Origin of the sequence: Halobacillus sp. B29 (assembly GCF_052246755.1) — a bacterium.
Classification (GTDB): Bacteria; Bacillota; Bacilli; order Bacillales; family Halobacillaceae; genus Halobacillus; species Halobacillus halophilus.
The window spans coordinates 307,621-326,993 of the sequence record NZ_JBQQCM010000003.1 but is presented as its reverse complement, the minus strand read 5'-3'; the positions used below and the strand labels follow the sequence as shown (position 1 = coordinate 326,993).

18 protein-coding genes are annotated in these 19,373 nt (G+C 40.7%); 11 read left to right on the top strand and 7 right to left on the bottom strand.

Annotated elements, in window-relative coordinates; all coding sequences use genetic code 11:
- Positions 1–158: 158 nt before the first annotated feature.
- Together ACTWP7_RS05930 and ACTWP7_RS05925 are read left to right on the top strand one after the other, a co-directional pair.
- Positions 159–653: an NUDIX hydrolase gene (locus ACTWP7_RS05930; RefSeq protein ID WP_443122398.1), complete on the top strand. Its 495-nt coding sequence runs from the start codon at positions 159–161 to the stop codon at positions 651–653.
- Positions 654–1,154: 501 nt separating this feature from the next.
- Entirely contained in the window at positions 1,155–1,766 is a 612-nt protein-coding gene (locus ACTWP7_RS05925; RefSeq protein ID WP_443122397.1) for a metallophosphoesterase family protein, read from the top strand.
- A 40-nt stretch (positions 1,767–1,806) separates the two neighbouring features.
- Here the strand turns inward: ACTWP7_RS05925 and guaC are convergent, their stop codons facing one another.
- Complete coding sequence (gene guaC / locus ACTWP7_RS05920) at positions 1,807–2,790, bottom strand: GMP reductase (protein ID WP_443122396.1); 984 nt, start codon at positions 2,788–2,790, stop codon at positions 1,807–1,809.
- Positions 2,791–3,116: 326 nt separating this feature from the next.
- Here guaC and ACTWP7_RS05915 point away from each other — a divergent pair, with 326 nt between their 5' ends.
- Both ACTWP7_RS05915 and ACTWP7_RS05910 read left to right on the top strand, forming a co-directional pair.
- Positions 3,117–4,331, top strand: a complete 1,215-nt coding sequence (locus ACTWP7_RS05915; protein ID WP_443122395.1) for an EAL-associated domain-containing protein — start codon at positions 3,117–3,119, stop codon at positions 4,329–4,331.
- A gap of 178 nt (positions 4,332–4,509) precedes the next feature.
- The gene (locus ACTWP7_RS05910) at positions 4,510–5,613 is read left to right on the top strand and encodes an NADH:flavin oxidoreductase (protein ID WP_443122394.1); all 1,104 of its coding nucleotides are present in this window, start codon (positions 4,510–4,512) and stop codon (positions 5,611–5,613) included.
- Between the two features lie 59 nt (positions 5,614–5,672).
- Here the strand turns inward: ACTWP7_RS05910 and ACTWP7_RS05905 are convergent, their stop codons facing one another.
- The 3 genes from ACTWP7_RS05905 to ACTWP7_RS05895 all read right to left on the bottom strand — a co-directional run bounded on the left by ACTWP7_RS05905 (position 5,673) and on the right by ACTWP7_RS05895 (position 7,977).
- A complete protein-coding gene (locus ACTWP7_RS05905) occupies positions 5,673–5,912 on the bottom strand; it encodes an indolepyruvate ferredoxin oxidoreductase subunit alpha (RefSeq protein ID WP_014643185.1) in 240 nt (79 codons plus the stop codon).
- Between the two features lie 698 nt (positions 5,913–6,610).
- Positions 6,611–7,486, bottom strand: a complete 876-nt coding sequence (locus ACTWP7_RS05900; RefSeq protein WP_443122447.1) for a pirin family protein — start codon at positions 7,484–7,486, stop codon at positions 6,611–6,613.
- A gap of 53 nt (positions 7,487–7,539) precedes the next feature.
- Complete coding sequence (locus tag ACTWP7_RS05895; protein WP_443122393.1) at positions 7,540–7,977, bottom strand: MarR family winged helix-turn-helix transcriptional regulator; 438 nt, start codon at positions 7,975–7,977, stop codon at positions 7,540–7,542.
- A gap of 292 nt (positions 7,978–8,269) precedes the next feature.
- Between ACTWP7_RS05895 and ACTWP7_RS05890 the strand changes: the two genes are divergently transcribed.
- Entirely contained in the window at positions 8,270–8,551 is a 282-nt protein-coding gene (locus ACTWP7_RS05890) for a YhdT family protein (RefSeq protein ID WP_443122392.1), read from the top strand.
- Entirely contained in the window at positions 8,548–10,014 is a 1,467-nt protein-coding gene (gene panF / locus ACTWP7_RS05885) for a sodium/pantothenate symporter (RefSeq protein WP_443122391.1), read from the top strand. Before ACTWP7_RS05890 ends, panF begins: the two co-directional genes overlap by 4 nt.
- A 51-nt stretch (positions 10,015–10,065) precedes the next feature.
- Here the strand turns inward: panF and ACTWP7_RS05880 are convergent, their stop codons facing one another.
- Positions 10,066–10,590, bottom strand: coding sequence for a hypothetical protein (locus tag ACTWP7_RS05880; RefSeq protein ID WP_443122390.1), 525 nt, complete (start codon positions 10,588–10,590; stop codon positions 10,066–10,068).
- Between the two features lie 848 nt (positions 10,591–11,438).
- A complete protein-coding gene (locus ACTWP7_RS05875; protein ID WP_443122389.1) occupies positions 11,439–12,428 on the bottom strand; it encodes an ABC transporter substrate-binding protein in 990 nt (329 codons plus the stop codon).
- A gap of 196 nt (positions 12,429–12,624) precedes the next feature.
- Here ACTWP7_RS05875 and ACTWP7_RS05870 point away from each other — a divergent pair, with 196 nt between their 5' ends.
- From ACTWP7_RS05870 to ACTWP7_RS05855, 4 genes are all read left to right on the top strand, one after another.
- Positions 12,625–13,629: a FecCD family ABC transporter permease gene (locus ACTWP7_RS05870; RefSeq protein WP_443122388.1), complete on the top strand. Its 1,005-nt coding sequence runs from the start codon at positions 12,625–12,627 to the stop codon at positions 13,627–13,629.
- The gene (locus ACTWP7_RS05865) at positions 13,626–14,669 is read left to right on the top strand and encodes a FecCD family ABC transporter permease (RefSeq protein ID WP_443122387.1); all 1,044 of its coding nucleotides are present in this window, start codon (positions 13,626–13,628) and stop codon (positions 14,667–14,669) included. The genes ACTWP7_RS05870 and ACTWP7_RS05865 overlap by 4 nt, the downstream gene beginning before the upstream one ends.
- Before the next feature lie 340 nt (positions 14,670–15,009).
- On the top strand, positions 15,010–15,234 hold the full coding sequence (locus ACTWP7_RS05860) for a hypothetical protein (RefSeq protein WP_443122386.1): 225 nt from the start codon (positions 15,010–15,012) through the stop codon (positions 15,232–15,234).
- Between the two features lie 222 nt (positions 15,235–15,456).
- Positions 15,457–16,332, top strand: a complete 876-nt coding sequence (locus tag ACTWP7_RS05855; protein ID WP_443122385.1) for an endonuclease I family protein — start codon at positions 15,457–15,459, stop codon at positions 16,330–16,332.
- A 34-nt stretch (positions 16,333–16,366) separates the two neighbouring features.
- Here ACTWP7_RS05855 and ACTWP7_RS05850 read toward each other — a convergent pair whose 3' ends face one another.
- Positions 16,367–17,212 (bottom strand): STAS domain-containing protein, encoded by an 846-nt coding sequence (locus ACTWP7_RS05850; RefSeq protein WP_443122384.1) that lies wholly within the window; start codon positions 17,210–17,212, stop codon positions 16,367–16,369.
- Between the two features lie 597 nt (positions 17,213–17,809).
- Between ACTWP7_RS05850 and ACTWP7_RS05845 the strand changes: the two genes are divergently transcribed.
- The gene (locus ACTWP7_RS05845) at positions 17,810–19,294 is read left to right on the top strand and encodes a flotillin family protein (RefSeq protein WP_443122383.1); all 1,485 of its coding nucleotides are present in this window, start codon (positions 17,810–17,812) and stop codon (positions 19,292–19,294) included.
- The last annotated feature ends 79 nt before the right edge of the window (positions 19,295–19,373 follow it).

Here is a 19,373-nt window from a genome sequence, read left to right as displayed (position 1 = left end):
TTCGTAGTTTTTCTACCTCTATCACGTTCTTCGTGTAAATATTTAATAGGATTAACATGAAAAGATGCCAAAATTAGTCAGACTTTTTAAACAACTATAATCTATAATTATATTAAATAGATAAACAGAATAGTTAAACTTAAAGAGGAGGAGGTCAATTGACTACGATTCATGTTAATTGGGGAGCATCGAGAGTGAATTTAACCTGGAGATATGCTAAACAGCTGCCTGCCAGAAATTTGATTACTAGTGTTCACGGTCTTTGTTTTAAAGGGGATCGGTTGCTTTTAGTCAATCTCAATTACAGAGGATGGGACTTCCCAGGTGGACATTTGGAGCCAGAAGAGACCCCTCTGGAGTGTTTTAAACGTGAAGTAATGGAAGAGGGGTATGTCTCCGGGGAATGTAAACACTTAGGTCATATCGTGGTTGATCATTGTAATACACCAAAATGGAATGATTACAGTCTTTATCCCAAAGTGGGTTACCAGGTTTTTTACCGGATGGAAATCGAAAATCTTTACGTATTCAGAGGAGAGTATGAATCGGTAGAAAGAATGTTTGTAGATCCCAGGGAAGTACATCATTACTATTACGACTGGAATGAAATCTGCCAGGAAATTCTGGATTATGCTTCTTATACTAAAAATTAACGGATTAATAGAATGAACCGTTATTCTTAAGTGCTGCCTTTTCAGAAAACGCCCGCTACTGTTAGGACTAAGCTTCAAGATAAATGGAGGCTCTGTACAGAAGAGGTTCGACTAAGAACGCACTTTGTGTGGCGACGTCAAACGACCTAGCGTCGTGCAGGGCCGGAAAGCGAACTGTGCCCGCAGGACTTCACTACAAACTAAAATCTCGAAACTGAGTCTTAAACTATCCGGACCTACGGTTTAATAACAAATATGACAAAGCAATACTATCGCCTGCCGGAATCTCGCATTAAAATATCCATTAGAATATAGGCTTTTTTATGAGGAGGAAAGGCCTGTATTCTAATGGATTCTATTACAAATAGGTTACAAATAGTCTACAAAGGTTTGATGAGCTTCAAAAAAAGAAATAGACAAATAGTATTTACCTGTACCTATTTTTCCAGATTACGAAATTGTTACTGCAATTTAGCGGCAGGTTAAAGGAGGAATTGATCCATGCGTTATCTTGTAGTTTCTGATATACATGGAGATATTGAAAAGTTTGAGGACGTCTTACAAGAGGCTTCCTACAATCCCCAGGAAGATCAGTTGATTCTGCTTGGGGATTATGTAGATAGGGGTCCTTGCTCTAGAGATGTAGTTGCAAAAGTCATTGATCTTGTTGAGAATGATGGAGCCATTGCTATTAAAGGAAACCATGACGATTTATTTATACGTTCTAAATATGAAAAGGAAGCCAAGAAACTTTGGGATTTGAACGGCGCTTCCACAACTTTTAAGTCTTATAATGGAAACATGGAAGAACTTCGGAAACACCAGGAATGGATGGAAAATAATCTGAGGCTCTATTATGAAACGGAAGAATATATTTTTGTACATGCTGGATTAATGCCGCATATTCCCCTTCAGGAACAGGAAGAACAAACGATGCTTTGGACCCGTCAAACGGCAAGGGTAGGTCTTGGTAAAACCGTTGTTCACGGACACACACCTGTAAGACACATTGCTTACTATGAAGATCAGGTAGATATAGATACCGGAGCCGTATATGGAGGTAAGTTATCCCTGTTAGAACTTCCGTCCCATGAAGTGTATACTGCCACATAAAGAAAGGAATGAGCTTGAATCAGCTCATTCCTTTTTTCATTTAATAGGCACGATCTCCATTAAATATAGAGTTTTTAACAATCACATAATCCACCGTTCTTAATGCTTCCAGCTTGTTTCCACCTGCATAGGAAATGGAGGATTGAAGGTCCTGCTCCATTTCCTCAAGAGTATCACCCAGGCTGCCTTTATGCTCCACATACATTTTCTTGCCTTCTACATTTTTCTTTTCGCCTTTTTGGTATTCAGATGCAGACCCAAAGTATTCCTTAAAGCGTTTGCCGTCTTTCTCAAATGTTTCTCCTGGAGATTCTTCATGACCGGCAAATAGTGAACCAATCATGACCATAGTGGCACCGAATCGAATGGATTTTGCTATATCGCCATGGGTTCGAATGCCTCCATCTGCGATAATTGGTTTACTGGCTGCCTTGGCACACCAGCGCAGTGCAGCCAGCTGCCACCCACCTGTACCAAATCCGGTTTTAATTTTAGTAATACATACTTTACCTGGACCGATTCCAACTTTAGTTGCGTCTGCGCCAGCATGTTCAAGTTCTCTGACCGCTTCCGGTGTTCCGACGTTTCCAGCGATTACAAAGCTTTCAGGAAGATGGTGCTTAATATGCTGGATCATTTCTATAACGGCATTGGAATGACCATGAGCAATATCAATGGTTATATAATCTGGTATCAATTTCTCAGATGCCAACCGCTCGATAAATTGGTATTCTTCAGTTTTTACCCCGACACTAATGGAAGTGAACAATTCTCGTTCCATCATATCTTTAATAAACGTGTATCTGGCCTCAGGATCAAAACGATGCATAATATAAAAATACCCATTTTCAGCTAAATATAGAGCAATTTTCTCATCAATAATCGTTTGCATATTCGCGGGTACTACCGGTAACTTAAACTGTCTGCTTCCGAGCATAACGGTTGGATTACACTCTGACCGACTGTTTACTACGCATTTAGCAGGGACAAGTTGAATATCTTCATAGTCAAATACATTTTCCATAATTTTCACTCCTGAAAACGAATGTTTAAAAACACAAACAAATAATCGTTCGTCTATAAGTTAATTTACAGTATATATTTTACTCTGTCAAAAAGTTTAGTTAGTTTTTTATTGTTTTATTCTGTTGAAAAACAGATAGATTCCTATAATAATATGGGGAAGAGTTACCTTAACATCAGTGCAATGCAGGAATTTACTACATATAAGTAGAATTACAGGAGAAGTGGATAAATAATGACAGGATTAATGAGGGTTTTACAATGAATAGAGAGAAAGCACATAGGGATACAGTTGGAAATAGAGAACGGCATGCAGGAGGGGGAACTATGGATCCATTGGATATTGTAGGGAATCTGGATCAAATTAAGCCTGTTTATCACCCTGTAGTAAGTGCGATACGACATGATGTGGTCGGTTATGAAGTGTTAGGAAGGTATTACAACGGACACGATTGGATAAGTTTAGGATTCTTTTTCCATGATGACGATGTTCCTGAGGAATTTAAAGTAGAAGTTGACCAGCATTTGTTGAAATTAGCCCTTTCTCAGATGATTGAATCTAATCAGGACGGGTTATTATTCATCAATCGAAATGCGAAACAATTAATGGTGAATAATGGAGAGGATCTATTAGACACACTGCTCAAGTTTCAAAACAAAGGGTTTTCTCTGGAGCGAGTCGTGCTTGAAGTGACAGAACATGATTTTGATGAGGAATTTGAAGTGTTAAGCAATTTGCTGCTTTATTACAAAACGTATGGCATCCAAATTGCAGTTGACAACGTAGGTGCGAGGAGCTCAAATATTGACCGCATTCGTCAGTTGGAACCTCATATTTTAAAGATCAATACTGCCATAATCAGGCAGCACAATTCTGATGGATTTCAGGATATTATGTACTCTTTATCCATGCTTGGAAGACGTATAGGAGCGGCTTTGCTTTTTGAAAACATTGAAGATGAATCTCAGCTTTACTTCGCATGGAAACATGGAGGGAGATATTACCAAGGCCACTATTTGGCGAGGCCAGAATTTTCACTTATTGATACAAAATCCCTTTCTTTAAATGTGAGTACTAAAATAGCCCATTATATTAAACGCGAAAAATCGCTTGTTGAGCAGAGGCTGAAGTATATCCTATTATGGGAAAAGAAAATTAAAGAATTACTTCCTAAATGGGAAGGTCAGAAAAAAGTAGATGCATTTATCCAAACAGCAACCTCTGAATTTAATGAGGAAAGCTTTCGAATGTTCGTGTGCAACAGTGATGGTCAGCAAGTTTCCTCAAACTTTAATAAGCACGAAAACACCTGGGAGATCGATCCGGTTAAGCGAGGCTCCAACTGGGCATTCCGGCCTTATTTCCTAGAAAACGTTATGCAAATGCAGACATGGAACAAAGGCATTCTCTCAGAGATTTATTCGGATATTGAAACGAAGGATATGATTCGAACATTCAGTTTTCCTCTATCAGCTGAGCATTTTCTATTTATTGATATTCGTTATTCCTATCTGTATGATCATGAATGTTTACTAATTTAAAACGGATGCCGTCAGAGCACAAAGGGTAGAGATGCTGAGCCTACAGGGGTTCAGCATTTTTGTGTTTTATTAGATTCAATTACACTTTGGATGGTTTGGATATAAACAGATTGCTTTCTTTCGCTTCATGTATTTGCCATAATACTCTTTGCAAGAACGAAAGAGGAGGATTTGAAAAATGACTAATACGAATCAATCAACCGAACCATTATTCCAAACATTCAATAGCGATAATCTTGTATTAGAAAACCGTACGGTCATGGCACCCATGACCCGAGGATATTCACCAGACAACATTCCTGATCAGAACGTAGCTGATTACTATCGCCGTCGTGCTGAAAATGGAGTGGGGCTGATTGTCACAGAAGGAACCGGCATTAATCATCCAGCTTCCGTTTCAGGATCCAGTATTCCTGTTTTTCACGGGGAAAAAGCACTGGAAGGCTGGAGCAACGTTGTAAAACAGGTTCATGATGCAGGCGGAAAAATTGTACCCCAGCTATGGCATGTAGGGATGACAAGAAGCAAAGGCGATCTGCCAAATGAGGAAGCTCTGCCGGTAGGGCCATCCGGTTTGAGTCTTGATGGTGAACCAGTAACTGAACCTCTCACAGAGCAGGAAATCAGTGAATTAGTGGAAGCTTATGCTCAAGGCGCAGCGGATGCTAAGCGTCTAGGGTTTGATGGGATAGAGATTCATGGGGCTCATGGCTATTTAATTGACCAATTCTTCTGGGCGAATACAAATCGCCGCAACGATCGTTATGGTGGTGACCTTGTAGGCCGTACTCAGTTTGCTGTAGAAGTGGTAAAAGCTTGTCGTCGTGAAGTTGGTCCCGACTTTCCGATTATTTTTCGTTTTTCTCAATGGAAAATGAATGATTTTAAAGCTAAACTTGCTGAAACACCGGACGAATTAGAGCGTTTTCTACAGCCTCTTGTGGAAGCAGGTGTCGATATCTTCCACTGTTCTACCCGCCGGTTCTGGGAAGCAGAATTTGAAGGCTCCGATTTAAACTTAGCAGGATGGACGAAGAAAATAACAGGTAAACCTGTTATTTCAGTGGGATCCGTCGGGCTGGACGGAGAGTTTACGAATTTTTCTGGTGCCAATACAACTAGTCTCGATGGTCTTGTTGAAAAACTTGATCAGGAAGAATTCGATCTCGTAGCCATAGGCCGTTCTTTATTAATGGACCCAGAATGGGTAAGGAAAGTGCGCGAAGGTCAGGAGAATGATTTACTGCCTTTTGATAAAGAAGCGCTTCAAAAATTATATTAAATCTTTAGATTTTCCTCTAAAAAAAGCGCCAAATCCACACTGGGATTTGGCGCTTTTTTCTATATATTACCGAAAAATTTTTCTGCTTTATCCAAATAAGGCTCTTCGTCAGGTGTCATTTCATATTCTTCTACAATTGCGTCTACAGGGCAGGCTGCCACACATGCTCCGCAGTCGATACAAACATCCGGGTTAATATAAAATTGATCCGGACCTTCTGCAATACAATCTACAGGACAAACGGTAACACATTCACCTGCTTTTTCTGATTCGCATGGGCTGGTTATTACAAAAGCCATACTAGCCCTCCTTTCATTTAATTTTAGTTCCGTTAAATGTTTTAACTTTACAGTAAAGCTCCCATTACTTGAAGACTCAGTTCCGAGATATTTGGGTTCGTTACTTCATATAGAGAAGGGATGGCTTCAGAAACAACTCGCTTTCCTGCGGCCCTACAAGACGTGGCGACTTTAGTCGATCCTCCTTTTACCAGAAGCCTCCTCAGTCGTTATCACTCCTTGTGGGGTCTCGCCTAGCTCCTTCTCCCGCGGGAGTCTCGTTGTTTTTTCCGCCCCCCCAACGATATCTAGTGAAAGAACCCCGCTAGAACAGACAGGAGCTGTACTTCATCTTCCTCAAATGCGGTTTCTGAGCGTAAACAACCATTAAAACTCAGGGTGGAGGATAGATGGCCTTATTCATTAGAAAGAGATTTTGCAGAGATTTTCGACTCTCCATGAACGCAAAGGGGCGGAAGGGAACGGCGAAGACTCCTGCGGGATGAACATGATCGGTGAGATCCCGCAGGGCTTTTAAGCCCTAGGAAGCTCAGCACATGCCCGCGGAAAGCGAGCCGTGCCCTGGAGCCCCTTTCTCCACACAATATTGAAACTGAGTCTTACAGTAAACAGCCTTATAGCTTAATAAGCCATATATAATAAATCTGCGGTAACATTTACCATAACTTATTTATTGATAAGTTTACATTCAAGGCGTTTTATTCTGCAGGTGGGCCGAACTTGCCTTGATTGAAATCAAGATAAGCCTGCTTAATTTCATCCATCGAATTCATAACAAATGGACCATATGGAACAATGTTCTCTCTTATTGGAGTACCAGAATAGACGAGGATTTTAGTTTGACGTTGGTTAGCTCTGATTTTTAGTTCACTGGATTGATGCTCATTTACTTTGTCTTTATAGCTAAGTGTTGCCACGCCATGTTTATTTAGTTCAGTGCTGCTTGTCCCAACGGATATACTGCCGGCTAACACATAAAGAAATGCGTTATGGTTCTCAGGTATATAATGAGAAAGTTCGGCACCCTCAGCCAGATTAATCTCACTTAATGTAAAAGGAACAATAGATTCCAAAGGACCTATAACTCCTGCAATGTTTCCAGAAAAAACCTTTATGGAACCACCCTCAAACGGAACAACAGGGGCCTTTTCAGAGTACACATTCTGATAGATCGTATCCGTATTTCTTTTATCTTTAGGAAGGTTTAACCAAAGCTGGAGGGTGTGTGCGATATCATCTTCCACACCATCTTCTGCATGACGAGCGGCCCAGCCTGCATTCATGTATTGAACGTCACCTGGTTCAAGAATATCACGTCCGCCGCCATTATCAATATGTTCAAGACGCCCATCCACTACATAGGTGACGGTTTGAAAACCACGATGCGGATGGTCAGGAAACGTGCCTTTTTTAAACCAGTCCTCCGCCATCAGGATGAACGGATCAAATTCTGCCCAGCGGTCAACAGGTAGTACCCATCCTTTTTGAATAGCCGGGAATCCCATTTCGTTATAGTTCACATACCATGAATCTTTCACATCTCTTTTAAAGTGTGTGTTATCCAATTCTATCATCCTTTCTAACTGATTTGCTATTGCTGTAGTTTTAAAAAATTGCATACATGATATTATTCAGGGAATTCATTGAAGTTCTGGTCTATCTTGTTAAGAAGATGTTCTAATTGCTCTTTCTCTCTACTCGTGAGATTTTTAGTGGCAATCTTATTGAACTCTTCGGTCACGGGCAGTATTTCTTCACGTAACTCGCTGCCGGTTGGAGTTAGATAAAGCTCCAATGAACGACGGTCTTCACTTGAGTAGTTCCTAGTAATAAATCCTTTACTCTCCAGGTTGGAAGCCATACGTGCAATATTCGTTTTATCTTTATTTAACTTCCTGGCGATCTGCCTCTGGTTTAGTCCATCTTCCTCCCAGAGAAGCATCATAATGAGATTCTGTTCAGGAGCAAGATTGTATGGTTCAAGTCTTGATTTAATGTAATTTGTCAATTTTAAATCCGTACGGTGGATTTTAATGCTGATATAATCTTCAAAAGATAACTTCATGGTCTATCCCTCTCTATGGTATGCCGCCTGAAAAATAGTTGCTATACATACTAATTAACATAATTATAGATTAAAAAATATAGACAGGTTTGTCAAAGAAATGGCTTAGGACTTTTAAGCTAGTTAAGTCAAATCGTCGGAAACAGGTTACTACTAAAACTACGAGTTTATGTTCTTGAACCACTCCATTCAATTCATATAAAATGAAGCGGTTAGATTCTGTATCTTCGCATATAAGTGTTATGGTAAAAAATAGTATTCTACTGAAATCTACTAAATAAGGAGTATATGTATGAGAAAAACGAAACGGTTCGAGGAGGATGCAAGGTATCGCGTAGCTAATCGAGAAGCCTTAATCGGGATTGTTCTGGTCATGATCAATTTTGCATTGTGGTTCGGGTTTGCCTACGGACTGGGTTCAAAACCTGTAGAAGAGTATAGTTATATCTGGGGACTGCCGGCTTGGTTTTTCTATAGCTGCATCGCATCGACTATTGTGGTCGTTATATTAGTGATGCTGGCTGTTAAGTATCTGTACAAAGAAGTGTCGTTTGAAGAGGAGAATGAGGAATGAACGGGGAGGTAATTATACCGCTTTTATTATTTCTGGTGATTATTTTCTTTGTAGGCTTCTATGCCTCAAAGCATATTAGATCCACCTCGAATTTTCTGCAGGAATATTTTCTTGGCAGTAGACAGCTTGGGGGATTCATCCTTGCCATGACGATGACAGCTACATATGGAAGTGCAAGCAGTTTTGTAGGAGGCCCGGGAGTTGCTTACACAATGGGACTCGGATGGGTTTTACTATCTATGTCTCAACTGGCAACCGGATACTTTGTACTTTCTGTGCTTGGCAAAAAGTTTGCCATCATGGCGAGGAAAATTAGAGCGGTTACTCTGATTGATTTCTTAAAAGAAAGATATCAAAGTAAATGGGTAGTCATTTTATCAGCAGCAAGCATTATTATTTTTCTATTTTCGGCAATGGCTGCTCAATGGGTTGGCGGAGCCCGATTAATCGAATCCCTCACTGGCCTATCATATACAACGGCATTGTTTATATTTGCTGTGTCCGTATTGGTTTATGTCATTATTGGAGGCTTTCGTGCGGTAGCGATTACGGATACCATTCAAGGTGTAGTCATGTTTCTGGGTACACTGGTCATTTTAATAGGAACCATTATTGCCGGTGGTGGCATAGGGAATATTATTTCTGATTTAACTGCAGAAAATCCGGCTCTTATATCACCATTTGGTTCCGATCAATCACTTACTCCGCTATACGTATCCTCCTTCTGGATACTAGTTGGAGTAGGGGTGGTCGGGCTGCCTCAGGTAGCTGTACGAGCGATGTCTTATAAAAATTCCAGAGGCATGCATAAAGCTCTTATTATAGGTACCATTGTAGTAGGTTTCATCATGCTTGGTATGCATCTTACGGGTGTATTTGCCCGCTCAGTACTTCCGGGTATAGAAGTAGGGGATACTGTCATGCCTAAGATTGCGATGGAAGTTCTCCCTAACTGGCTGGCTGGAATTGTGCTGGCAGCACCCATGGCCGCCATTATGTCTACGGTTGACTCTCTATTGCTGCTGGTTAGTTCGGCGGTTGTAAAAGATGTTTATCTAAACTATATAAAGCCGGAAGCAGATGATCAGAGGATTAAACGATTCAGTATAGGTGTAACAGCTGTTATTGGGATACTTGTTTTCGCTATGGCTGTTAATCCCCCAGAACTGTTAATATGGCTGAATCTCTTTTCATTTGGAGGGTTGGAAGCTGCTTTTATCTGGCCAGTAATTATGGGGCTTTATTGGCAGAAAGGAAACGCGAGTGGCGCGCTTGCTTCTATACTCACAGGAGTAGGGAGTTATATTCTGTTTCATTCGTTTATGCCGAACGCTTTTGGTATGCATACGGTGGTCCTGCCAGTAATTTTATCCCTGTTGGCTTATGTAGGTGTGAGTCTGGTTACAGCTCGTCACCATGAAGATGTGCAAGCTGAAGTATATGAAAAACTTTGGAGCGCTTAGCAATAAGTAAACAAGAAGCGGAAATTTCAGGTTAACTGAAATTTCCGCTTTTTACTGAGCTTTTGGAGGTACAAGAAAAACAAATTTGACCGAGGCTGTAGTTACCGTTGAACTTCCCCAGGCGGCATCAATGATGTAAGTCATATTCTTATCCTTTTCACCTTTAATCGTAATGGACTGATTGGTTACTTTTTCTTCAATAGCCGTACCGCCTTGAATTTTTTGATAAGAGAGAAAATCAGGTTCAGGAAAGCTTTCCGGAAACTTTATTTGCACTTTATCTCCTATGTCCGCATTGATTAACCCTGGCTTGATGGCTTCTTTTAACTGGTCAAGACTGTCCGTTACTTTAATTTCCTTTTGACGAAAATCTTCACACTCAGCTTGTGCCAGACATTCAATGTAGTATTTGGCCTGATAGTCCTGACTTTTGTACGTGAACACAACTTCATCTAATTTCCTTTCGGTTATATTTACGGGTGAAGTATCATTCTCCTGGTTGGATTGAGTTGTATCCTGACTCGAACATCCTGCTATTATTATGGCTACGATCAAAAAACGAATGAATAGACTCATAATCGAACCTACTTTCTGCTGAACTTTTATCCTATCTTGGATTTTACAATGTTCCCGCTCGTATCACAAACTAGAAGGGGAGGAGAACTTTGCGTTTAATAAACTTTCTTAACGGCAGGTGAAAAGAGGCAGGTAGAACGAATACACATTACCGTTGGGTTAAGCTGAAATAGCAGAAATACTTTATAAAAGGCTTTGTTATAGAGTATTGTTGATTTTTCATAAGATGCTTATTACACAATAGGGCCGGATTTTTGAAGACTCAGTGTCGAGATATTGGGGGGAGAAGGGGCTCCAGGGAACGGCTTGCTTTCCGTGGGCATGTGATGAGCTTCCTCAGGCTACGCCTTCCGGGATCTCACCGATCATGTTCATCCCACAGGAGTCTTAGCCGTTCCCTTCCTCCCCTTTGCGATCATGGAGTGCTCGAAATCCTTTACGTATATACTCCATCTGAGGAAGAACGGCCTACGTTAAATTCCGAGTCTGTCCAAAGGGTAACCCCCGTTATAGAAGCATTTTAGACAATTTCAGCTTCCCCGTTTCTCCTATTAGCAGGGTCCGATCCCCTTAATCGAGTTGGGTTGGTGGGGAAATGGCGAGACTCCCATGGGAGAAGGAACTAGGTGAGATCCCGCAGGGAGTGAAACGAGCGAGGAAGCTCACCGTTCCCCCATAGGAAAGTGAGTTATATCCCCACCAGCCCTTCTCCAAATATCGTAACGGACCCAGATTATCTCGAAACTGAGTCTTCAACAAACGGGAGCTTTACCTTAAAATCAACACGGAAACTTAACAGAGCATTATAAAAAAGGAATGGCCGGATTTCCTGGCCATTCCTTTTTAGCTTATTCTTCATTTTCTAAGAAGTATTTCTCCAAATCATCTACCATCTCATTAGCTGCAATATATCCGCCTGCTGTGTTCCAAATCGCATCACTTACTTCATGAACGTCTCCTGATTTTACAACATCAAGGTTTTGGAAGAGGGGATCGTTTAACCATTCTTCTTGCAGGTTGCTTGCTGCTCCATCTCCTGTTTCATACGTGAAGTAGAAGAGGACGTCTCCATCCATGGCTGGAATTCTTTCTTTAGTTGCTTTTTCCATAAAATCATTTACATCCTGGGATTCAGGTCGCTCGAACCCGATTTGTTCCAAAATAACACCTGAGAAAGAATCTTTATGATAGATTCGGACATGGTCCGGCAAGAAACGAATGACTGATACTTTTTGATTTAATTTATCTCCGGCTTGATCGGCAAAATCTTCTAGTCGCTGATCATATTCGTCGATCAGCTGTTGACCTTTATCTTCCATATTTAGAGCTTCAGCGTAGGTCATGAAATTACTTTGCCACTCGCCACGTAGTTTTTCAGAGAAAATTGTAGGGGCAATTTTGTTTAACTTTTCATAGATATCTTCCTGACGCTGTTTGTTACCGATGATCAAGTCAGGCTCCAGTTCAAGGATTTTTTCAATATTTACGTTAGATTCGTCCCCAACAACTTCTACGCCTTCCATTTGATCGCTGATATGGTTGTACCATGGATCGCCTGTCCAGGATTTAACTGCTCCTACAGGTTTAACATCCATAGCTAGAAGGGCTTCTGTACCTTCATTAGTAAGGATGACGACACGCTCTGGTTTTTCCTCAACCGTTGTTTCTCCCATTGCATGTTCGATTGTGTATGGCTCAAAGTTTTCAGATCCAGAATCATTAGAATTATCTTCGCTGTCCTGGGTGGTATCTTCTTCAGATGAAGAATTTCCGCAAGCAGATAAAACCAATGAAAGAATCATCAATAGAGCTAATGGTGCTAAGAATCTTTTTAACATAATAGCAACTCCCTAATTGAATATGATTATCATTTACAATAAGAGATTATATAAAATCGAGAGAGAAGTCAATAGATTTTGTCATATTTTTGTAGTTAAATTGAAAATGATTCTCAAATTCGTTGACACTCATACGTTCTACAAATAGACTTATTACTAGGATTTGGGAAGTATAAGTTTTGAAAGGATAAGGTTTATGGTATTACATTCAACAGTCTGGAAGGGAATAGGGATCTTCATAGGGGTACTAGTACTCCTCCTGTCTACCTTAGCCAGTGTTATTTTAGGATACACAGATGTTCATTTCGCTGATGTCTACGAGGCATTTTTTCATTTTGATCAATCCAATAAACATATCATTATTACAGATGTAAGGTTTCCGAGAGCCATTATTGCAGCTTGTGTAGGTGCTTCTTTGGCTATGGCTGGAGTGTTAATGCAGGCTTTAACAAGGAATGCTTTAGCATCACCGGGAATATTTGGGGTTAATGCTGGAGCCTCCTTTTTAGTGGTCCTTGCTATTGCTTATGTACCTGCTGTGCCTTTAGGCGGACTAACGTGGATCTCGTTTGCCGGAGCTGCACTCGCGGCAATCACTGTTTATGCAATTGGTTCAATAGGAAGAGAAGGCCTCACACCTATGCGGCTGACACTTGCTGGAGCGGCCATAGCAGCGCTTTTCTCTTCTTTTACTCAAGGAATGCTGGTCTTAAATGAGAAAGCACTGGATGAAGTTTTGTTCTGGTTGGCAGGATCTGTCCAGGGCAGAGATCTTGGGAATTTAACTCCAGTGCTCCCTTATTTAGCTGCTGCCTGGATTGGAGCCTTATTTATTGCCCGGCATATTAACATTCTTCTTATGGGAGAAGACGTGGCCCAGGGCTTAGGTCAGCGAACGGTTTGGATCAAAGCTGTAACAGGAATCATTATTATTCTTTTAGCTGGAGGTGCTGTAGCGGTTGCGGGCCCCATAGGATTTGTAGGAATTGTGGTTCCACACTTCGCCAGGTGGATGGTTGGCCAGGATCACCGTTGGGTGGTACCCTATTCAGGGATCATGGGCGCTGTATTACTTTTATTAGCTGATGTAGGCGCTCGGTACGTAATCATGCCGGAAGAAGTACCGGTAGGAGTTATGACGGCCGTTATAGGAACGCCTTTCTTCTTCTATATAGCGCGTAAAGGGGGAGAAAGCTCATGAGTAAAGAAACTTCTATTCGACATACAAGAAACAGATATGACCCTAAAACGTTAACGATTTTAGGAGTGCTAACAGTAGTGTTGTTGGTTGTTTTTCTATTTTCGGCTTCATTGGGAGAACTCTTTGTTCATCCTGTGGAGGTATTAAAGGTTTTTGCCGGACAGGGCGAAAGTGCAAACCAGATGATTGTGAATTCCTTTCGAATGCCGCGAATTCTGAATGCCTTGTTTGTAGGTATGGCACTCGCTGTAAGCGGAGCCATTCTTCAGGGGATGATACGAAATCCGCTTGCTTCGCCTGATTTTATAGGTCTTACAGGTGGTGCAGGCGTTGGAGTGGTTGCTTTTCTGGCGGTTTTCAGTAACGAAGATAATGCTTTAACCGTTAGTATAAGCTGGATGCCTCTTGCTTCTTTTGCAGGTGCTACTCTTGTAGGTGTTATGCTTTATGTTTTAGCCTATAAGAATGGGATTTCCCCTATGAGATTAATCATCATTGGAGTCGGCATATCTGCTCTTACACAAGCCATCATCACTACTCTTATGATTGTAGGTCCTATTTACCGGGCTTCCCAGGCAAACATATGGCTTACAGGCAGTGTGTATGGTTCTAATTGGGAAGAGGTAAGGGTCATTATACCGGTCGTGGTGGTATTATTATTCCTTTCATTAGTGGTAGCGAGAAGGATTAACGCTCATGAGCTTGGAGACGAAACGGCTGCTGGTATTGGTGCTAACTTGAATAGGGACCGGCTTATCTTCCTGATACTAGCTACCGCACTCACAGGTATCGCTGTAGCATTTGCTGGCGGAATTGGCTTTGTAGGGTTAATGGCTCCGCACATTTCCAGACGCCTGGTAGGGTCCTCCTATGGAGCGCTAATTCCGATATCAGCTTTAATCGGCGCTATTCTCGTTATGGGAGCAGACTTAATCGGCCGCACCGTATTCTTACCTTTAGAAGTTCCGGCGGGGGTGTTTACAGCCACTATAGGAGCTCCTTATTTTATTTTCCTTTTGTTTACAAGTAAACGTTCTTAACAAAGAAGTCCATCAGGGCTTCTTTTTTTTGGTATTGGTAAAACGCAGGTACCTATTTTCCATAAACGGGTTACCAAGCTGAGATTCCATAGACTTAGATACCCAGTTTCGAGAGTGTTCATGAAACCATTCGTCCCGGGTGAACAGGGCCGCAGAATGCGACTATCTCTAAGGCCTGATTCCTACTCTGAACAAAAAGAGCAGACATGATCTAACACATTCGTAAGATTGTCTGTAAAATGAATCTATCAGCAATTGTAAGGGGGATTAATTTAACCAATTATTAGATTATGAGAAAATATTTGTGAAAAGTTTAAAGAAAAAGGAGGATCCTTTCATAATGATCAGCGGGTTTTGGTTTTTAATGATAATTATTTCTTTACTCGTACTGCCATTGCTTTATGGTATGCTTCGGAATTTCTTTGGCGGAAACACCAATAGGTTCTATGGAGATGAACTGAACAAGCAGCGGAGAACGAAAAAGGAAGCAGCATATGACAAAGCACATGAGAAAACGGCAAGATACTATGAAAGAGGGGGAGCTGGAGGGGATGGGACCCCTTAAAGATGAGCTCTAAGTTGGGAAAGTCAAAATCATTATTAATCATAATATTATTATGTTAACTAGTTAATCTGGAACTGTAGCTGCAGCGCGCTTAATGTGTCGCTTTTTTTATAGTGAGAGGAATATATGCAGGTCGTTTCACTTACTATGGAACGGGGGGATGGGAGAAAAAGATGCGGTTTATTAATAAGAATGTAGCTATACAGTAAAGGAGGAATTTCAATGGATAAGGAATTTGAAAACCGTCAGTCAGCAGACTATGCAGATGTAAAGCAGCTGGAGCAGCGTCTGTTACAAACTAAAACATCAGTTGAGGATATCTTGAAAGATCAAAAATTGTATTATGACCCAGGTAAGTCCGAGCAATCAATAAAAAGCTACTATAGGAACATCAACTTTCAAGAAGCGAATCGTAAAGCATTAGGCGAACTCGTCCAGTCCACCCACAAGGAAAAGGTTCGCTATGATCCTAGCGAATATGTATATCCTTGGGTCGATTTAAGACCGGATGGAAAGCTAAGAAGCATTTACTCAGGCGAAGCAAGAGAACCTGAAGATGTCATTCAGGAAGATTTCGAAACTTATTTGAAAATTAAAGCGGCCTCTGCAGAACCTGAAATCCCGGGTGAATTCTCAAGTCTTTTGAAATATAACTGTGAACACGTTGTTCCACAATCCTGGTATGATAAAAAAGAACCAATGCGAGGCGATCTTCATCATCTGTTTACATGTGACCCTCGATGTAATTCAATCAGAAGCAACTATCCTTATTACGATTTTGTAAATTACCCCATTCAAGAGGCAGCAGTAAACCGTGTTGAAAGCCAGTGTGGAAAAGCAGAGAATGAATATTTTGAGCCAGAGTATGCAAAAGGTGCAGTTGCTCGTTCCATGCTGTATTTCTTATTAAGATATCCCGAAGAAATTGAACCCGGATACAGAAAGAAAGTGGACGAAGAGCTACTCCTTCAATGGCATCAGGCAGAACCTCCAGGTTTATATGAGCAGCATAGAAATCAGGCGATTTATTCCATTCAGGGGAATCGCAATCCTTTTATTGACTTTCCTGAACAAATGAGGCAAGTATATAACACTTAACGATACCCCTCCCCCTTTTTGCAGCAAGGAGCTGTTAAGGGGTTTTTACTCGTTTCAATCCAAATTTAGCCAGGGCTTGCTGGAGGGTGGCACACGTATGAATATTGCTAAAGTCGATTCCTAATGATGTGATGGTCTGTGCAATAGAAGGGCGAATCCCTGTAATACTTGTCTCAATGCCGAGTAGTTTTAATGACTGAATAATGTTAAAGAGTTCATTACTTACCATAGTATCTAAGATAGGGACCCCCGATATATCAAATATGACCTGCTCTATGTCGGTTCCACTTGTTTCGGTTAAAGTAACTTCTTTAATAAGTTCCGCTCGATTCGTATCGATTTCCCCAACCAGGGGTATGACTACTAGTCCTTCCGCAACGGGGACTACGGGCACTGATAATTCTTCCATCGCACTATAAGCGGTAGCAGCCAACTGTCGATTATGGTTTTCGTGTACTTCTCCAAACACTCTGACCACTAAGTCCACTAGACGGTCTATTTTTTTTGTAGTCTCAATTACGGTTTTCGGAGATATTTTCTCTAGTTCCAGCTCCTCTTGGAAGAAATCCCAAATGATAGGTTGATAGGCTGAAATAATTCGCAGGGATTCAGTTAAAGATATCCCGTATTCAATGGTAAGAGAGGAAACCTTCCTTGCCCAACTCTGAACCTTTTCGTATACCTCATCTTTTTCTTTGAATAGTATTTCACCTGAAAACTCCACAAGCTCTTCTCGCACGCTCATATATTCTTTTTCGTCCATCCCTCGTTTTTCCAAATTTGCCTGAGAAATAGTAGGTATATGATTACTATATGTTTTAGCCAACTGGTATTTGTGATTAATGATCTTTTCGCCAATATATTTAAATTCTCTCTGCATCTAATTCTCCTTAGGATTAAATAATGGAATCGCTCACCCATAATAAGGGAATTATACCACTAAAACTTATCGTAATATAAGTTAATTTTTATTGATTTCAGCACTAAAATATGGAAAATTATTATTTATCCTTTCACGTGTGGATTTAGCCGGGAAAAGATTTTTTCTAATTTATAGTGTAGACATTCAAGTTGCGGAAAGATTAATATACTATACATCTCAGAACAAGATAGATTAACAGCCTTTCTTTTGATTATATTAGGAGAACTGGCTATTGATATAAATAATAAAATCATGAGAACTTTTTCCATAATCAAGCGCATGTTTAGCAGGGGTGATTATATTAAGGAATTCTGTATCTGTAAAATAACGGAATGACAGATGGGAGGTCCCTGGCTAAAAGCTATAATACTTTCAAAGGAAATATGAGAGGTTTTTCATTGAGAAGAGTATTCTGTAAGGTGAGAAATTCAAAGGAAAATTTTAAAATAAATATATTAAATTGTGAAACTTTACCCGGTACGAATTCGTTACGGAATGGTGAACTTATTTTTTTATAATAAAAATAAGTGAAAAATAGAAAAAGGGGTTGTAAATTTGCTGGAGAATACTTTACTCGCAATCATCCTAATCGTCTTAGGAATCGTCGTACTAATAGGGGGAATTATCGCTTTTGTGATTTTTCGCCTGCGTTACAAAACGGCAAGCTCCAACGAAGCTTTAATCGTGACAGGTCCGAAACTTGGAGATCCGCAGCAGGAAAAAAATGTGTTCGAAGATGAAAATGGACGATCTGTTAAAATCATTCGCGGCGGTGGATATCGCTTGAGAATGTTTCAAACAGCCACACCGATTGACTTAACTTCTTTTCAGCTGCAAGTGAATTCAGAAAAAGCTTATACTAAAGAAGGAATTCCGGTAAGAGTAGCTAGTACGGCTGTAATCAGCATAGGCAGTGAACTGGAAATTATGGCTAACTTCGCTGAAAAATTCTTAGGAAAGAAACAAAATGAGCGTGAATCAGAATTGAAAGATGTGTTAAATGGACATCTTCGTTCTATTATAGCTTCTCTTCCTATTGAAAAGATCTATAACGACTTTAAAGAAGTGAATACGCAAGTAAAAAAAATAGCAGAAGCTGATTTAAAAGGAATGGGCTTTGAAATCACTTCATTCGCTTTAAACGATGTGGAAGACGTTGACCAGGAAAATGGATATATTGATGCTCTCGGTCGACCGCACATCGCTGAGGTTCAGAAGAAAGCGAACATGGCTGAATCGGATGCAACGAAAGAGACTCGCATTTATCAGGCGAAAAATGATCAGGAAGCACAAGATGAAGAAAATCGGAGACTTACGGCTGTAGCCGAATCAACTAAGGAAAAGGATATTAAGGAAGCAGAATTCCAGAAAGATACTAACCGTGCGAAAGAAAACGCGAATCAAGCGGGCGAGTTAGAACGTCAAAAGCTTGCTCAGCAAATAAAAGAAGAGGAACTTAAGGTTCAGTACATAGAGAAACAGCGAGCCGTTGAGCTGGAAGAGGAGGAAAATAAACGACGCCGTTCCATTGCCGACGCGGAAGCTTATGAAGTAACCAAACGAGCCGAAGCTGAAGCAGATACGGAGAGAATAAAAGGGGAGTCCGAAGCGGAAGTTATCCGTCAGCGAGGAATTGCGCAAGCAGAATCTAAAGAACGGATGGCTAAAGCTATGGAACACTATGGTGAAGCAGCTATTGTAGAAATGCTGATTAATGTATTACCTGAATATGCTGAGAAAGTGTCAGCTCCTCTATCTCAAATTAAGGATATGAAGGTAATCGACATGGGAGGATCGAATTCCAATGGCGGATCAGCGAAAGTAGCAAACAGTGTTACTTCAACCATGCTGGGTATCCAGGAATCATTAAAGGAAACTACAGGAATGGACTTGAAAGCTATGCTTGAAAGTTATGTTTCTAGAGGTAATGTAACGAACTTCTCTTCTGAAGCGTCCAAGCAGTTTGATGAAGCTTCTGCAACTATGGAAGAAGAGGAGTCGGAAAATACGACGGAAGATGAACAGGCCCCAAAAGAATAACGAACTAAATGAGCAGCATGAGAGGGAAAGTCCCCTCCATGCTGCTTTTTTCATCAAAAGAAGGAAGTAAACTTGGTCT

Bases quoted from the DNA above. Each gene is read 5' to 3' on its own strand.
- ACTWP7_RS05865 (WP_443122387.1), top strand. From the start codon at position 13,626: ATGAGTAAAGAAACTTCTATTCGACATACAAGAAACAGATATGACCCT.
- ACTWP7_RS05880 (WP_443122390.1), bottom strand. From the start codon at position 10,590: ATGAGTCTATTCATTCGTTTTTTGATCGTAGCCATAATAATAGCAGGA.
- ACTWP7_RS05895 (WP_443122393.1), bottom strand. From the start codon at position 7,977: ATGAAGTTATCTTTTGAAGATTATATCAGCATTAAAATCCACCGTACG.
- guaC (WP_443122396.1), bottom strand. From the start codon at position 2,790: ATGGAAAATGTATTTGACTATGAAGATATTCAACTTGTCCCTGCTAAA.
- ACTWP7_RS05870 (WP_443122388.1), top strand. From the start codon at position 12,625: ATGGTATTACATTCAACAGTCTGGAAGGGAATAGGGATCTTCATAGGG.
- ACTWP7_RS05890 (WP_443122392.1), top strand. From the start codon at position 8,270: ATGAGAAAAACGAAACGGTTCGAGGAGGATGCAAGGTATCGCGTAGCT.
- ACTWP7_RS05915 (WP_443122395.1), top strand. From the start codon at position 3,117: ATGGATCCATTGGATATTGTAGGGAATCTGGATCAAATTAAGCCTGTT.
- ACTWP7_RS05855 (WP_443122385.1), top strand. From the start codon at position 15,457: ATGGATAAGGAATTTGAAAACCGTCAGTCAGCAGACTATGCAGATGTA.
- ACTWP7_RS05910 (WP_443122394.1), top strand. From the start codon at position 4,510: ATGACTAATACGAATCAATCAACCGAACCATTATTCCAAACATTCAAT.
- ACTWP7_RS05905 (WP_014643185.1), bottom strand. From the start codon at position 5,912: ATGGCTTTTGTAATAACCAGCCCATGCGAATCAGAAAAAGCAGGTGAA.
- ACTWP7_RS05850 (WP_443122384.1), bottom strand. From the start codon at position 17,212: ATGCAGAGAGAATTTAAATATATTGGCGAAAAGATCATTAATCACAAA.
- ACTWP7_RS05925 (WP_443122397.1), top strand. From the start codon at position 1,155: ATGCGTTATCTTGTAGTTTCTGATATACATGGAGATATTGAAAAGTTT.
- ACTWP7_RS05900 (WP_443122447.1), bottom strand. From the start codon at position 7,486: ATGATAGAATTGGATAACACACACTTTAAAAGAGATGTGAAAGATTCA.
- ACTWP7_RS05860 (WP_443122386.1), top strand. From the start codon at position 15,010: ATGATCAGCGGGTTTTGGTTTTTAATGATAATTATTTCTTTACTCGTA.
- ACTWP7_RS05875 (WP_443122389.1), bottom strand. From the start codon at position 12,428: ATGTTAAAAAGATTCTTAGCACCATTAGCTCTATTGATGATTCTTTCA.
- panF (WP_443122391.1), top strand. From the start codon at position 8,548: ATGAACGGGGAGGTAATTATACCGCTTTTATTATTTCTGGTGATTATT.